Below are 15,089 nucleotides of genomic sequence, written 5' to 3' on the forward strand. Positions count from 1 at the left end.
TAGCAACCGCGCCTTGTCGGCGCGGAAGCAGGAGTCGAATAATGAACGAAATCGATATCAAACAGCCGGTCGATGATCCGGCCATCGGCAGCGACGACGTGCCCGGCATCGCTGCAATGATCACCCCGGTCATTTTGCAGAAAATCGCGCTGGCGATCGCGCTGGCCGCTACGGTTGTGTCGCTTGGCATCGCCGTGTTCACTGGTCTGCAAGGAGCCGGCTCTGTGCAGGAACAGGTCGGCAATGTCGCGGTCAGTACGTTGGCCGTGTTCTGTCTGCATCTGATGCCGATGTTCTGGCGGATCGGTCGCGGCTTCACCCGTTTCATCGCAGTTCTAATGTGGATCGTTGCTCTGCCGGTCGTCCTGAAAGGTCAGGCGGACTTCGTCGTACTCGCGCACCAGCATGCAGCCGACCAGCGGGCGGAGGCCCTTCCTTCGGTCGAGGTGCTGGCACACGTCGACGCGCCAGTAGGCCGCAGCCTGACGTCCATCGCGCAGGAGGTCGCGAAAGTCCGCATGGACCTCGCTTGGGCTGATGAACGTCGCTGCACTTTCGATTGCACGAACCTCCGTGTGCAGAAGATGGCGCTGTCGGCACGGCTCGCCGCGCTGAACACGGAAGCGGCCGAAGCGAAGCGCCGAGAAGCCGAAGAGGACCGACTGCACGCCCACGCCGACCAGATCGAAGCTCTGCATGAGTCGCATCGTGCCGACCCTGTCACCTCGCAACTCGCGCCTTGGGTCGGCACGACCGAAGCGGGGCTGAATGTGCTGCTGGCGTTTGCACGCGCGGTCGTCGTGGAAGGCGCTGCCTGCCTGTGCTGGTGCTTTGCTGCGGTCGCGCCGACTCCGGGTGCTGGTCGCGCGGCGGTCGCGTCGGGCCGCAAGCGGGTCGCGCTTGACCACGCGGTCGTGGCTGATGGTCGTGATGGGGACGATCCCGGTCCCGTTGCGCGGCCAGCAGACATCGCAACTGCCGCGACTGGTCGCGAGCCGACCGCGCACGCAATCGCCGACCTTTCAGTGCCGCCCATTGTCGATCGCCGACTCGAGGCGATCCACAAAGCGGTCGTCGAGGGCACTATCAAAAAGCCGACTCAAGAAGCAATCCGCAATCTTCTCGGTTGTCGCCAGGCAGCGGCAGGACTGCTGCGCAGGCAATATAAGCAGCACGTTGGCAGCTCAAGCAACAACGCGGCAGCATAAGCGTGGTCGCTCAGCCAATTGCCAGTACACCCGTCAAGCCCCTAGATCGCGCTCGAAAGCTGTAATCCTTCGGTTCGAACAGGATCGCACGGCTTATGCCACGCTGTTAAGGCTAGCCATCGTTTAGGGGGCGACGAGTATCGAACGTAAATGCGGCGAACTGAGCCCGGCGGAGCAAGCGACTGCTGACCACCGCTGAGACTGTCACTTTGTTTCGCGAGGCATGTTTGCAACCATGTCTCGTCTCTTCTTTCTGGCTACCGCTCTGTCAGACCGATCTCGGACGCGATGCCATGACGCTCCTGCTGGCCTTTCAATTTCTCCCTTGTCTAGTCTTCTCTTCAATTGACACGTCAGGCCATTACTTCGTCCACGTAAAAACTTGCCGTGCATCAGGTCGATGCACTAGCTCGTCCGGATAGGGGCACTCGTGCATCGCAGCAGCATGCCAGTCGCTTTCAACACTCGATTGATCGGCATAGCCTCGTCCGAAAATTGTCCACGGAGAATTCTTACTGCGGGTGTAACTCTGTATGTGGAGCACGGAAGAGAAACAACCTCATATTCGACGCATTTCTAGTTGAACGTGTAGGAATTGCGTCGCTATGGGTGCCATCGACTTATGGTTCCTATGTAATGCGAAGCAATTCATTATAGAGAAAGATATTGAACAGTACCTTGAGAGGTATCGACTCTATATCGTTGACGTAACAACCAGAACATCCGGAAATCAATGTCTACCTCCCAACCACAACGACAATAACCATCAACGGTAAGGATTGAAAATGACAGAGAATCTTAAGGAAGGGATCGAAGCTACTGAGGAACGGCACAACTTCGATACTGAAACGAAGGAGATCGACTCGGGGTGCGTCAGCATGCTTAACCCTGACGACGAGTCAGATTTCTCATACCTGTTCGAAATCGAACAGATGGTAGACCGGATCAGAGAGTACAAGCAACCAGGGTTCAGGATGCGGTCGAGCTGGTTTGGTAGTATTCCAGTGGAACCGCTCACGCTTGCAAAGCGGCATTACAAGCGGTTGGGAGAATTCATCCGGGGTTATTCATCTAATCGGTTCTATGCGCCACGGATAAAGGCGTTCTACGACGCCTGCAGGGTGATCGGGATACTGGACGACAGGTACCTCGTTCCCCGTGCACCGAACGAGTACTATGGATCGACCGGAAAGCTCTATGCGGAGATCTTCAACGAGTTGATCGAGAAGATACGCGAGACGTGTCAGTCCCGCGGGTTCAAGGAACAGCTTCGCTACCTGAAAGACACTGCGAAACGCAATGAAGCGAAAGGGCTGGAGTTTGAGGCGAAGATGTACGAGTGGAAATCCCGGCACCTGATTCTGGTACTGCACTTCGGCTACAAACCCGAGCATCGGAAGGATATTACTGAAGATGACATCCGCATGCACCGTAACCGGTTTTTCAATAACCGGCGCACGAACAGGCTGCTACGCGGTATCAACGGCTATATCTGGAAGATCGAGCGGGGGGAGGACTCGGGTCTGCACCTGCATCTGATCCTCTTCTATTCGGCGGAATATCGCAAGGACGTGATCATTGGAAAGATGATCGGTGACTACTGGGTGAGAGTGATTACGAACGGAAAGGGTGCTTATTGGAACAGCAATGCTAACAAGGAGAAGCACAACAAATGGGGCTATGGTGACGGAACAGGGCTGATCAAGCGGGGTGATACTGAGAAGCGCCATTCGTTGCGCAAGACGATTCGTTATCTTGCAAAGACGCATGAGCAATGCCTGTTGATGAAGGATGAGGAACATTTCCGGACGTTCGACGTCAGTCAGGTCCCGGAAAAGATGAAGGCGGGACGTCCCCGTAACGAAAAGGTGAGCTGTGACCAGCATTGCCGCGATGAATGCGGCGACGGGAATTGAGAGTCTGGGCTGCGAGCGAGAATGCTCAGGTTTCTGACGTGATCGTGTGCGGTTGTTAAGGGAAAAAGGTCACGCGGTTGCCGAAGTACGCGGCTGTCGTATCCGGCAGGCGATTATCGGATCGCAACCTGAGGCGCGCCGCTGACAGCTGCTCGCCAGTCGAGCTCTCATTCGACCGTCTACATGCTTCAAGGGCAAACCGCTCGCCGCAGCGAAATCAAACGCGTGCGTTATCTCTGAGATACGTCGAGGCGTCTGTCTGTGGCAGGCTCTCGAGCGTTTGGTTGATGAACTGCCTGGCGCGAACGTGAACCTGTGTACGTGCGCGCGGATATCTGACCAAGCCGGACTTCGACATCCCGATGACGAAGCGTGATGGTGATCGTGCCTTTTGGACGAGTCAGCCACCGAAGCTCAGGGCGAAGCGACGTGGTCGTAAGCGCAGCAAGGCAGAGGTGCTGCCGGCTGCGCTGCCAAGACCGGTGGTGCCGGATATTGGAAGGAGAGTAGACTTGCGCGCTCCAATTCGCCGTTGAAGGTAGTGTCTATGTTGATGAAAGCCCTGCGTGTCGGTTTCGGCCGGTTGATTTTAGTCGGCGACGCCGTCAGTCGCCCGCGCCCGCAACGTCGTTCGGCGCATGGACAGGCAATGGTGGAAAAAGAAGCGGCGCGGCTGTCGCTGTATCAGTTCCATGCGTGTCCCTTCTGCGTCAAGACGCGGCGAGCCCTGCATCGTCTGAATGTACCGATGACGCTGCGCGACGCCAAAAACGATCCTGTGCAACGGGATCGTTTGCTGGTCGGTGGCGGCAAGGTGAAAGTGCCTTGCCTGCATATTCAAGAAAATGGCCAGTCGCGATGGCTGTACGAATCCAACGCCATCATCGCCTACCTGGAGCAACGCTTTGCCGGGATCTTCTGATCCGTCGCACGCAGCCGTGAGGCCTTTATGAAAGCCCCGGGCCGGCCTCGCTCGTTGGCATCGAGCTTGGTCGTCTGCGGCTCCGGAATCCGACTTACATCGGCGGCATGAAATGGGTCGGGGCTCGGTCTATACCGGTCACTCAAGGGTCGCCAGTCGACCCATTCCCGTCGTTGAACCGGCCCAACCTGGCCGCCAGCTTTTAGGGCGCAGCGGTCATTCCCGCCTCCAAATTCTCGACCGTGTTCCGAAAAGACTCGCGCATGACCGCCTGTGTCGGCCACGAACGTCCAACGTAGACGTCCGAATGGCGTTTTGATTCGTCGTTAGGAATATTTCAGAAAACGATAAGTCGAGCCAATCCTCCAGATCAGACATGGGTGGCTATGTCATTAGCTTCGATATTCACTACTTGACAATGCCAGTGCGTCCAAGGCCGTGCTTTCGGTCAACGAGTAGCGACTCCTCGCGAGTTGTGCCAAATGGTCGTTGCTCATTCGTAGACGCAACGACTCGAGCTCGTCCTCGAACGATAAATCTGGATCCGATCGCCGCTCTGGCTGGTCCCGTGAAACGATACGCATCAAGCGTGCTTGCGGATGCTGTGCAACTGGCCAAGATCCCACGTCGGTAAGTATCCCGCTTAATTGCAGTGAAACGACGCTCTCAAGCTCTGCAGAGGTCAGCGCTGATTCTGCCCGGTCGAACGTTGCCGTGCCGTGTCCGTACTCTGCCCACAGTTCCGCGAAAGCCGCGGCACCCCTCCCGTAAAACGGTAGCACTGGATCTACCCGACCAGATCCTAAGGCCTCTGCTAAAGCATGCTGTTCTATCAGCTCGGGAAAAGAGTCTGCGAGAGCTCCACTCTGCCAAGATCCGAAGTCGCGGAGGTAAAAAAGCGCGTTGACGAGGCGCCGCACCCGTTGTACTTGCCATCGTCGAAGACTCGGCTCGTCTTGATAAGGCTCTTGGATTAGTTTGGCAAGAGTTGCTTCGTAGTCCGCCTTTAGTTGAATGGCACGCTCAATGAATGAGGCATTATTTGAAAGCCAGATCGACAGGGTTTTGGATAAATTGTCATTCGATTTTCGATGGCGCAAAAAATAACGAAATCGCGAATAACGCGATGTCGCGAGCAAGCGCGTAATTGGTATGGACATTCCGGCTGCCGAAAAAGCGACTTTCAGTTCACGTGATCTATCGGGGTGGAACGCCAGATAAGTTGTTAGATCCCGGGCGAACGCTCTGAACGAATCATTTGAGGCAATATCCGGCCTCGAAATGTGACGATCCCAGCTCTGCGCGTCCAAGGCGGTCGTTTTATCGGTATTGGGTTCAAAACCGTATTTCCTCAATGTCGACTCGACCTTCTTTTCCACATATTTCCGATCTGCCTCATTGGCTATGACGACTATGTCGTCGACGTAACGGAAGTACTTGATTCCAAAAAGTTCGGTCAACTCGTTGTCGACTGGCTCCAGCACAAGATGCCCCAATACGTGGGCAGACTCCGGGCCGATTGGTATTCCAGCCCCTCCCGCATTCATGAGGCCCCGAAAGAAATTCAGGATTTCGTCTGCAAAACCGCTCAATATCGAGTTTTTGCTGGTCAGTCTGGCTTTAAGTTTCGGCTCTATAACTTCTGCTGACACTGACGGATAGAAGCTCTTTATATCCATCACGATTGCAACCATCCCCTCGCCGAGGGCCGCCGCTATTTGTTTATTGCGACGCATGTAGCCTTCCGCAAAGTACTCGTAGCTGCCGCCCGCAGAAATGCTCTTTGGCCAGCGATAGCTGAATACCCGGTCGGGGACAGCAAAGGCGGGATCACTCGCAAGCAGCGCCAAAATAACTGCCTCCCCGATCGAAGTACTTGGGCTCGGCGCCCAGCAGTCGCGATAGATATGCTCTGGCTCCCCTTGACGGTTAATTGACCCCTTGTATAACTTAAATGGGCGATAGCGCCATGAATCGAGAGCGCGTAGCCGCCGAACAATCATCCGTTCAAGGTAAGCGCCATTTTCGTCCCCAAGTTGGGAAGCAATTAGACGCACGCCAACGTACGAAGGAAAGTACGTTGTTTTTGTGGCGTTCAATGCTCTCGTTAGAAGGACTTGATCTAGAGGGATTTTTTCATTAATCATTTTTAAAGCCTACAACGACGACATGACTTGTATTTATTTTTGCTAGATATGGGTCCTGCCAGAGAATCTTGCGAGCGACAGGTGTCGGCAGCAAGGGTAAGCTAGTTTTTACCTCAAAAGAATCCTTTTTTTTCGAAAAAATATAAGGTATTTTCTTTAAGGATAGCATGATTGTGCTGATAAACATCGTAAACCAGTTATTAGAAACTGTTGGTTCAATCCAAAGCCATGAGCTTTCGCGCGCTTTATGACTAAGACGTATGGAAGCCGCTTCCAATGACTTATGGATTTCTTCCATTCCGTCTTTTCCTAGACCGGTCAAAGCGGAGATAACGCATAGAAAGCGCTTGGTACCGAGAGACTTTGCATCGTCAAAAAAAACATCGAGCAATTCGCTGAAATCTCCAACGACTCTCAAGTCGCAGGGCCAACATTCTAGTTCAATCGATATACCCGCCATTGCAAGCCAGGGCTCTAGTTCTTCTAGCATTTCGCTATACAATGCGAGAGCATCTGTCGAATAGTCGACGCCAAAAATGTGAACGTTTAAAGGAAGTTGTGGAATGCAGTTTGCTCCACGAAGCTCACGGAGTAGCGCCAAAATTGCGAGTGTTCCGGCACCATTCCCCGCGCCAAGGTCGAGGAGAAAGATACGTCCATCCGCCATTTGGTCCAGTATCATGTCACGAATTTCAGGTTCCGAATCCATTGGGTCGGAACACACATACTGAGCACGGACCGCAGAGTTTAAAAATCGTCCAACAAAATGAACCTCCGCTTCCGATTGGGTTGCCCCTCCAATGGCGCCAGACGACCCACTAAGGGTGGAATAGTCGGCCATCCAGCCCTTCGCAATCAGCATTTTTTTGTGTGCACCGACCAATGGCTGAGGCAGATGCAGTAAGTCTTTGGACCAGATACTCGCGGGAAGACATTTACCGCTCAGCGACGATGGTGTTGACGAGTCAGACGTTGATTGGCTCACAGATTTCAGAGAAGTTTGCGGTACACGGATTATGCATTCCTCCGACCAAATTCGGACAAGCAATCGTGTCACCGGCTCGAATTGCGCAGGCCAAAGCGGCCCTCTTCGTTTGCAAGTCGGCAAACGAAGAGTAGACGTTTCGGAAAGCGTAAAGCGCTTTGATCGGCGAGCAACGTTCGCCTCGGCAATTGAATGTCCGTTTGCTGGGCAGTCCCGCCGCATGAACGTCCGGGCGACGAGATGGACGAATGTCCCTTCCTGGCCGGTCACTGCCTGACGGCGACCGGCCGCACGCGGCCCGAAGCCGCCGGTCGAACTATGAGGATACGGGTGACCGTTTCCAAGGCATAACTGCCCCACATGGTCCGGAGATCTGGCTGAGTTCCGATAATAGCTTGCAATCTTGCACGAATGCGCGGAGTCGTGCAGACCGGTCAACGGCGTATAGTCGACGCAGCACACCGAATCACTGAGAACGGCCATGTTTAACTATCACCTTGTGCTGAGACTATCCGAAAAATGAGACATGATGATCAGACGGTAGACGCTGAACTCGGGCCGATTGCGAGAAAACTTCGATTGCGGCGCCTAATGGTAGTCGCGAGTGTTTTTGCAGGCGTGTTCGGCATTGTTTTTCTATATTTAGCCAACTCTGAGATGTTTTACCGCATGTTGGATACCGGATCCGAGTCGAGCAATCCAAGGGTGGTCCTTCAGAGTCTATTCGTCGGCGCTTTTTTCCTCTTCTTGGTGAGCGCCGGGTCTGTCGCGCTTTTGTACCTTCAGACTGGATTCCGCTCCGAATTGAGACTTGTATCGAACGCGGAAAGAGTGATCTTGCCTAATCGCGAGGTCGTGCAATCTCGCTCCACTGCGAAGATCGAGACGCCTTCAGTGTCCAAACGGAACGTTGTGGATGATTTTGGGAACTTAATATCGAGTGACATCGCGTCGCCAGCGGAGGAAGACTCGCCTGCCTCCGTCCCGCCGGAGTCGATAGACGGCGCCTTGTCGAAAGACCAATTGGTGGAGCTGCAATTTGAGCAGTCTCGTGACCGTCTGCTTCGTGAAATAACGAGCCTTGGTTGGCGCGGGAATGTCAATCTTGTTCTAGGTATATTGATCTCAGTCTCCGGTTTGTCTGTTTTAGCTGTTTTTCTTCTGTCGGAAAATGGACATGTAAGTGTGACAGCTGCGGCAGGAGCTACGGTCAATGTGGCTACTGCCGCGAGACAGTCAGAGGAAGCAGTTTCATTTTTTATCCATTTTCTTCCCCGGCTAACCTTCGTCCTTCTAATCGAGTTATTTGCATATTTCTTCTTGCGACTATATAAAAACTCGCTTTCTGAAATCAAATATTTTCAGAATGAAATCACCAATTTGGAAGCGAAACACTTAGCTCTCAGGTCTGCATTTTTCACCGGCACGGGGTCGCTAATTAACAAGGTGGTTGTCTCCCTAGTAGAAACGGAGCGCAACCATATCCTCGAAAAAGGCCAGACAACGGTAGAACTCGAACGAACGCGAATCGAACGGGATGACCTTTCGGACGTTACTAAAAGCGTTTCGTCGCTTTTTGAAGCAGTCAAGGAAAAGGTGAAGAAATAGGCGGCACCGGTCCCTCTTTTCATATCAGGATTTGGCGTGCCACGCCCGAGAACAATAGTGGGAACGAAAGCTGCGGTGCTTCCCGCTAAACATGGCGCAACATTGCCGTGCACACAGTGCATTGACAGATGGTCAGTCGTCGGCTGCAGCGCGAGTGACGGGATCGACGCGTGCCAGGCTGAATTCCGCAGCAAGGTCGCCGTTCGAGCGTCTTCTATGGCTGCTGGACGAATGGCGGAGACTGGCCGATCACGCACAAAGCTTTCCCGGTTGTTCAAGCTATTTCGGTTCGCGTATTCGGCTCGATGCGGCTAGGGGAGTCACCGATTTCGGGGCAGTCCCGCAAATTCACGGTGACATTCCCGCCTGTTCTCCGATCAGCAGCCGCGAACACGAGCGTGTCGCCGTCATGCTATCACCTGGTAGACGCCTGACAGGATATTGATCCTCGCCGCGTCGTCAGCCCTTCCAGAAAAGGGCTGTGTCCGACTCGAGCGTGTCCATCGGCATGTCTCTTCCATTTCTGATTCGCTCAGATTCAAAATTCTTTCGGACCTATATCACTGCTCCGAGCAAGGCAGCAGCCCGCCGCTCCGTCAGCACGATCCCGCGCTGACGCATTCCGTCTCTGGAGTCTGGTGATGATCCCCATAAGTCCCCTCGACTATTTGGTCGCCTTCGCGACCGCTTTCCTTCTCGGCGCACTCTGGACGTTGTGCTTCGGCTGCTACGCCAACAAGATCCGACGAGAGGCGGCCGCCCATGCATGATCAACGTCCATTAGAGTCATCCGGCGATGACGAGGAATGGCTCCAGCACTGTCGGCGAGCGCACGATCCACGCGAGCCCCCGGATGATCGCCACCCTGGCGATGAACTGCCCCGCTACCACTCAGGCACGTCCAGCGTGATCTATCCGTGTCCGGCCTGCCAGTCGTTACAGACTGAGCCGCGTCATCGCGCACGCCGGATCGGCGGCGCGATTGGTGCGGCTGCCGGAGCAACTAGCACAGCGGCGGCAGCACTCTCCGGCGCAGAAATCGGAGCGACGGTCGGTACGCCTGGCGGGCCATTCGGTGTGCTGTGTGGCGCCATTGCCGGCGCGGTCATCGCTGGACTGGCCGGAGCTGCCGCTGGTTGTGCCACTGGCGCGGCACTTGGCGAAACTCTCGACCAGAAGGTCCTCGACAACTGGCGCTGCCGCGCCTGCGGACACACCTTCTCCATCCGGCCGGACTGATCCGGCCTGCGCTTCTCCCCTTTCCTGTTTCCCGATCTTTCCACTGTCGCCCGGCTACGTGCCGGGTTTTATGCACTTGTCTGGAGGTTGATATGCATCTTGTCAGCAATATGGCATATGTCGGCGAAATCCCGTGGCATGGTCTCGGCAACCAGCTTTCCCCGAAGCAGCCCATCGAGGTCTGGGCCCGTCAGGCCGGCCTTGACTGGACGATCGAATCGGCCGACGTACGATTCGTCGCCAGCAGCACCAGCGGATCACCCAACAACATCGGCTCAATCCATGCGTTTCCGGAACAACGCGTGCTCTACCGCTCCGACACGAAGGCTCCGCTGTCCGTCGTGTCGTCGCGCTATCAGGTCGTGCAGCCGCGCGAGATCCTGGAGTTCTATCGCGACCTCACCGAAGTCGGCGGCTTCGAGCTGGAGACGGCCGGCGTGCTCAAGGACGGCAAAAAACTCTGGGCGCTGGCCCGTACCGGCCAGTCCGTCTCGCTCAAGGGCCGCGACGAGGTGAACGGCTACCTGCTGCTCGCCACCGCCTGTGACGGGACGCTCGCGACCACCGCGCAGTTCACGTCGGTGCGTGTCGTGTGCAACAACACGCTCGCCATCGCGCTTGGCGATTCGGCAGGGTGCGTGAAGGTGCCGCACCGTAGCCAGTTCGACGCGCAGGCCGTCAAACGCCAGCTCGGCATCGCGATCTCGTCGTGGGACGGCTTCATGGTCCGCATGAAGGCGCTGGTCGAGCGCAAGGTGAGCGACGCAGCCGCCGAGGCGTTCTTCCAGCGCGTGCTGACGTATCCGGCGAGTACGGGTCTTCCTGCCCCGGCGACAAATGACAGCGCGATTAAAGCTGCGCACGCACTGTACGCCGGTCGCGGCAAAGGTGCCACGCTGCCGTCTGCGTCGGGTACGGCATGGGGTCTCGTGAACTCGATCACCGAGTTCGTCGATCACCAGCGTCGCGCACGCAGCGACGATCACCGGCGTGATGCAGCGTGGTTCGGTGCTGGCGCCACGCTCAAGCAGAGGGCTTGGGACGAGGCGATGAAGCTCGTCGCATGAAGTTCCCATTCCCTGTTGTTACGTCATATATGCCTGGCCGGGGTTTTCCCCGCCGGGCATTTTCACATCTGGAGGTGGTTATGTCCCAAGCTGAACCGGCAGGACAGGGCAGAAACCGTCCGGCATTACGGCTCGTGGAAACGAAAGACCTCTCACGCGACGAATGGCTATCGGTGCGGAAGAACGGGATTGGCGGATCGGACGCCGCTGCTGCCGTGGGTCTTAGTCCGTACATGAGTCCGCTCGAACTGTGGATGGTCAAGACCGGGCGAGACGCCGGGCTGGTACGGCCTGATCCCACCGACACCAGTGAACCGGTCTATTGGGGAACGTTGCTCGAACCGATTGTCGCCGCCGCGTACACGCAGCAGACCGGCAACCGCGTGCGAAAGGTCAATGCAGTACTCCAGCATCCGACGATTCCCTTCATGCTCGCGAATCTGGATCGGGAAATCGTCGGCGTGCCTGGTGTGCAGATTCTCGAATGCAAGACTGCGGGCGAGTTCGGCGCACGGCTGTGGCGCGAGGGTGTGCCCGAATACGTGCAGGTGCAGGTTCAGCACCAACTTGCCGTCACGGGTAAGCGGGCGGCGGATGTGGCCGTGCTGCTCTGCGGGCAGAAGCTTGACGTGCACCGGATCGAACGTGACGACGCATTGATCGCGCGGCTCATTCCACTCGAAGCCGCGTTCTGGCGATACGTCGAGACCGATACGCCGCCGCCCGCGGATGGCTCGGATTCGGCCGATCGCGCGCTGCGCTGCCTGTATCCGGGAACCGGCGGGACGGTTGATTTCAGCGACGACCGGCGCATGTCGTCGGCGTTCGCCGACTTGGTTGCAGTTCGGGCCGATATCGAGCAGCGCGAGGCGCAGGAAGCGCTGCTCAAGCAGACGATCCAGCAGGCGATGGCCGAATCCGACCGTGCGATCTTCGAGACGGGTTCGGTGTCGTTCAAACGCAGTCGCGATAGCACCGGTGTCGATCTCAAGCGGCTGCTTGTCGATCACCCTGAATTCACGACACAGTACGCGCTCACCAAAACCGGCTCACGCCGGTTTCTCGTGTCCATCTGAACCACTTCCTGCCGTTCCCGCAGTTTTCTCTTTCTCCCACATTGGTTTGCTTCGCCCATCAGTTTCTCTTTCCGTTGTCCGTTTCCCTTATCTACAGGAGAACCACCATGCTCAAGGGCCTCTCAATCACGCCGCCCGTGATCGGTCGCATTTCCATTGGCCGTGTCGTCGAAAAGAACGGTAAACGCCTGCCAGAGAAGGACGATCAATTTACCCTGACGACCCAGGTTCAGCAGCGCGGCGAATGGATGCTGCATCCGCTGAACGAGTCGTTGCGCAAAGTCACCTCTGGCAAGCTTCGCGCGATTCCCGTGCGTTTCCTGTTTAACGATCCCAATCTGAACCTGCGTGCCGAGTATTCGCTGTTCGACCGCGATACCGGGCGACCCGTATGCGTTGGCAATGGCGAGACGTGCAGACGGGCGGGCGAAGCAGGCATTGAAGCGCTGCCGTGTCCGTCGCCAGACGGCTGCGCATTCGGGCAGGCAGGCAACTGCAAGCCATATGGTCGGCTGAACGTCACGATCGGCGCCGAGGATGAACTTGGGTCGTTCGTCTTTCGCACAACCTCGTTCAACTCAATTCGCACGCTTGCCGCCCGGCTTCATTACTTCAGCGCCGTGTCAGGCAATCTGCTCGCGTGTCTGCCGCTGGAGTTGAAGCTTCGCGGCAAGTCCACAACGCAGAGTTACCGGTCTGCCATCTACTACGTGGACCTTGGGATGAGCGGCGGCGCCACGCTCGAGGAGACGATCACGCAGGCACGCGAACTCGATGCCCGCCGCAAGGCTGCCGGTTTCGATCAGTCGGCGCTGGATGCCGCAGCGCGAACCGGTTTTGCCAACGGCGCTTTCGAGGAAAGTCCGGAGGACGGTGCGGCCGTCGCCGAAGAGTTCTACCCGGAGGGCGAACCGGATGGATCGAGCGGCAAGGCTCAGACAGCGCAAGGCCAGACCGGAAACGATCGGCCGACGCTGCGCGACAAGCTCGACCGGAAAACAGCGCTCCTTGGGGGAGCCGCCGCATGAGTACGCGTGGCGTTGCGCCGTCGCGCTGGTCAATCGTGCTCGCAAGCGGAGCCACCGGAACCGCCATCTGCATGTCGGTGCTTGCGGGCTGGCAACGCGGAGGCCGACTGCCAGAGCGGCTGGTATGGGTGGCGATCGGTATCGTGCTGGTGATCGCTGCTCACCTCCTGCCGGCACTCACACGGACAGCGCCACGACCGGTGCGCTGGGTGGCTGGCTGCCTGTGGGTCGCGTGTATGGCGGCAACCTGCTACGGTCACGCAACGTTCTTCCTGCTTGCGCAGCAGCACGCCGGCGAAAACCGGGCGGCATCAGTCACGCCGATGGTCGCGACGTTCTCGGGACCGTCTGGTCGTAGTCTCGCGGCGATCATGACGGAACGGGCGAAGGTGACGGGCGCGCTGGCTGTCGCCAATACCCGGCATTGCGCGCGTGACTGTTCAGCGGTACTGATCCGTCGGGTATCGCTGGCGGCGCAGCTCGATGCGCTGAACGCTCAGGCCGATGAGGCACGGCGGCGACAAGTCACGGCTGACCGTGATGCGGCACGGCGTGAACTGCTGCTGGGCGATCCGGTCTCCAAGCGGCTGGCGGCGACGCTCGGCACCAGCGTGACGCGTATCGATCTGTTGTCAGGATTGGCGTACGCGGCCATATTGGAAGGCGTCGCCTGCTTGCTCTGGACGGTCACGCTTCAATCACGAACCACCGCAGTAGTCACGCCGGCGGCGATCAATCCGGTCGCGCTAAGTCACGTGAGCGTCTCGCCCAGTCACGCGCCGATTGCGGTACCCGGTACGGAATCGGTGACGTCTCCAGTTCCCCGGGGCTCACCAGATACCGAAGTCATGGGACTCGCCAGAGATGTGGCAGCCGGTCACGTGCGCGCAACCGTTGCCGATATCCGTCGTCACCTGGGCTGCTCGCAAGCCCGCGCGGCAGCATTGCGCAAGCGGCTGGGCGAACTCTCTCAACCCTCCTAACCCAGGCGCTCGCCTGGGTTTTTCCACTTAAATCCCGTGTATCCGATTCTCTTCGGAGGCGGACGCACGTCTATCGACTGGAGAAAACCATCATGAATCTGCCGTCTATCCACCTTGCTCGCCCACGTATGAAGTCGGGGAAAATCTTCGTCACACCTGCGGCGCTGACAGCATTGCAGACCGCGGGCGTTTCCCTCTTTGTGCCGCTGCTCCGGCATCTACGCTGTGACTGGGGCGATATTTCCGAGAGTGATCGCCGACAAAACGAACTTGCCCTGACTGCCGGCTTACGCATCCTATCGAACTACGCGCTACCGAAGGGTGGAAGTGTGTGGATCATCACGGAATGGGACCGCTCGGCCACGACGATCCTGTTGCCAGACGATTACTGATGTGAGTTAGCGACGGGCGAGTCGACCGGCAAGACGCTCGACGATCTCAATCACCATCGCCCGGTCGTTGCCGCTCAACTTCGCGAGCAGTTGCCCGACGTACTTGGCTTGATCACTGGTGCGACCACTGGCTTCGGTCAGCATGTCCGCCGCGTCGCACTGAAAGATCTCGGCCAGTTCCACCAGCCGCGCGACGGTCGGCATGACGATGCCGCGCTCCAAGCGCGAGACCGCCTCGTTGCCGATGCCGAGGTATTCCGCGACCTGCTCCTGCGTCAGGCCGCTCTCCACGCGGTGCTTCGCGATCGCCCGGCCGATCACGCCGGCCAACCGTTCCGTGTCTGTTTCTGGCATGTGCTCTCCGATTCGACCTGAATGGTTGAGCACCACCCTTTTAAAATTAAGGACTCTATGAGTTGAAACTAAACCTTTAACGATCAAATGCCGTTATTCCATCCAGCAGGAAAACTCCCAAGCGGGACATGGTGGGCAATTGCGCTCCCGATAACACGCCGCGC

General features: G+C 57.2%; 13 protein-coding genes. 10 read left to right on the plus strand and 3 right to left on the minus strand.

Going from position 1 to position 15,089, the window contains the following annotated elements:
• Positions 1–41: 41 nt before the first annotated feature.
• The 3 genes from LMG28727_RS29865 to LMG28727_RS29875 all read left to right on the plus strand — a co-directional run bounded on the left by LMG28727_RS29865 (position 42) and on the right by LMG28727_RS29875 (position 4,046).
• Positions 42–1,208, plus strand: a complete 1,167-nt coding sequence (locus LMG28727_RS29865; RefSeq protein ID WP_201645934.1) for a hypothetical protein — start codon at positions 42–44, stop codon at positions 1,206–1,208.
• A gap of 785 nt (positions 1,209–1,993) precedes the next feature.
• On the plus strand, positions 1,994–3,124 hold the full coding sequence (locus tag LMG28727_RS29870; protein ID WP_201645935.1) for an inovirus-type Gp2 protein: 1,131 nt from the start codon (positions 1,994–1,996) through the stop codon (positions 3,122–3,124).
• A 547-nt stretch (positions 3,125–3,671) separates the two neighbouring features.
• Entirely contained in the window at positions 3,672–4,046 is a 375-nt protein-coding gene (locus LMG28727_RS29875; protein WP_201645936.1) for a glutaredoxin family protein, read from the plus strand.
• A 392-nt stretch (positions 4,047–4,438) separates the two neighbouring features.
• Here the strand turns inward: LMG28727_RS29875 and LMG28727_RS29880 are convergent, their stop codons facing one another.
• A complete protein-coding gene (locus LMG28727_RS29880) occupies positions 4,439–6,145 on the minus strand; it encodes an RNA-directed DNA polymerase (RefSeq protein WP_201645937.1) in 1,707 nt (568 codons plus the stop codon).
• A 40-nt stretch (positions 6,146–6,185) separates the two neighbouring features.
• Positions 6,186–7,034 (minus strand): class I SAM-dependent methyltransferase, encoded by an 849-nt coding sequence (locus LMG28727_RS29885; RefSeq protein WP_201645938.1) that lies wholly within the window; start codon positions 7,032–7,034, stop codon positions 6,186–6,188.
• A 735-nt stretch (positions 7,035–7,769) separates the two neighbouring features.
• Here LMG28727_RS29885 and LMG28727_RS29890 point away from each other — a divergent pair.
• From LMG28727_RS29890 to LMG28727_RS29920, 7 genes are all read left to right on the plus strand, one after another.
• Entirely contained in the window at positions 7,770–8,786 is a 1,017-nt protein-coding gene (locus LMG28727_RS29890) for a hypothetical protein (RefSeq protein WP_201645939.1), read from the plus strand.
• Between the two features lie 906 nt (positions 8,787–9,692).
• Positions 9,693–10,025, plus strand: a complete 333-nt coding sequence (locus LMG28727_RS29895; protein ID WP_236592471.1) for a hypothetical protein — start codon at positions 9,693–9,695, stop codon at positions 10,023–10,025.
• A gap of 92 nt (positions 10,026–10,117) precedes the next feature.
• A complete protein-coding gene (locus LMG28727_RS29900) occupies positions 10,118–11,092 on the plus strand; it encodes a DUF932 domain-containing protein (protein WP_201645941.1) in 975 nt (324 codons plus the stop codon).
• 80 nt (positions 11,093–11,172) lie between these two features.
• The gene (locus LMG28727_RS29905; protein WP_201645942.1) at positions 11,173–12,168 is read left to right on the plus strand and encodes a YqaJ viral recombinase family nuclease; all 996 of its coding nucleotides are present in this window, start codon (positions 11,173–11,175) and stop codon (positions 12,166–12,168) included.
• 107 nt (positions 12,169–12,275) lie between these two features.
• Positions 12,276–13,196 (plus strand): recombination directionality factor, encoded by a 921-nt coding sequence (locus LMG28727_RS29910; RefSeq protein WP_201645943.1) that lies wholly within the window; start codon positions 12,276–12,278, stop codon positions 13,194–13,196.
• Positions 13,193–14,179 carry a hypothetical protein gene (locus LMG28727_RS29915; protein ID WP_201645944.1) on the plus strand — a complete coding sequence of 329 codons (987 nt, stop codon included), beginning with the start codon at positions 13,193–13,195 and terminating at the stop codon, positions 14,177–14,179. The genes LMG28727_RS29910 and LMG28727_RS29915 overlap by 4 nt, the downstream gene beginning before the upstream one ends.
• 92 nt (positions 14,180–14,271) lie before the next feature.
• Complete coding sequence (locus LMG28727_RS29920; RefSeq protein ID WP_201645945.1) at positions 14,272–14,571, plus strand: hypothetical protein; 300 nt, start codon at positions 14,272–14,274, stop codon at positions 14,569–14,571.
• A gap of 6 nt (positions 14,572–14,577) precedes the next feature.
• On the opposite strand, the gene LMG28727_RS29925 is transcribed toward LMG28727_RS29920, so the two are convergent.
• On the minus strand, positions 14,578–14,925 hold the full coding sequence (locus LMG28727_RS29925) for a helix-turn-helix domain-containing protein (protein WP_201645946.1): 348 nt from the start codon (positions 14,923–14,925) through the stop codon (positions 14,578–14,580).
• Between the last annotated feature and the right edge of the window lie 164 nt (positions 14,926–15,089).

The organism is Paraburkholderia metrosideri (genome assembly GCF_904848625.1).
GTDB lineage: Bacteria > Pseudomonadota > Gammaproteobacteria > Burkholderiales > Burkholderiaceae > Paraburkholderia > Paraburkholderia metrosideri.

Coding starts and splice junctions, on each gene's coding strand:
- LMG28727_RS29885 (WP_201645938.1), bottom strand. CDS start 7,034: ATGGCCGACTATTCCACCCTTAGTGGGTCGTCTGGCGCCATTGGAGGG.
- LMG28727_RS29870 (WP_201645935.1), top strand. CDS start 1,994: ATGACAGAGAATCTTAAGGAAGGGATCGAAGCTACTGAGGAACGGCAC.
- LMG28727_RS29905 (WP_201645942.1), top strand. CDS start 11,173: ATGTCCCAAGCTGAACCGGCAGGACAGGGCAGAAACCGTCCGGCATTA.
- LMG28727_RS29910 (WP_201645943.1), top strand. CDS start 12,276: ATGCTCAAGGGCCTCTCAATCACGCCGCCCGTGATCGGTCGCATTTCC.
- LMG28727_RS29875 (WP_201645936.1), top strand. CDS start 3,672: ATGTTGATGAAAGCCCTGCGTGTCGGTTTCGGCCGGTTGATTTTAGTC.
- LMG28727_RS29865 (WP_201645934.1), top strand. CDS start 42: ATGAACGAAATCGATATCAAACAGCCGGTCGATGATCCGGCCATCGGC.
- LMG28727_RS29900 (WP_201645941.1), top strand. CDS start 10,118: ATGCATCTTGTCAGCAATATGGCATATGTCGGCGAAATCCCGTGGCAT.
- LMG28727_RS29920 (WP_201645945.1), top strand. CDS start 14,272: ATGAATCTGCCGTCTATCCACCTTGCTCGCCCACGTATGAAGTCGGGG.
- LMG28727_RS29890 (WP_201645939.1), top strand. CDS start 7,770: ATGGTAGTCGCGAGTGTTTTTGCAGGCGTGTTCGGCATTGTTTTTCTA.
- LMG28727_RS29915 (WP_201645944.1), top strand. CDS start 13,193: ATGAGTACGCGTGGCGTTGCGCCGTCGCGCTGGTCAATCGTGCTCGCA.
- LMG28727_RS29925 (WP_201645946.1), bottom strand. CDS start 14,925: ATGCCAGAAACAGACACGGAACGGTTGGCCGGCGTGATCGGCCGGGCG.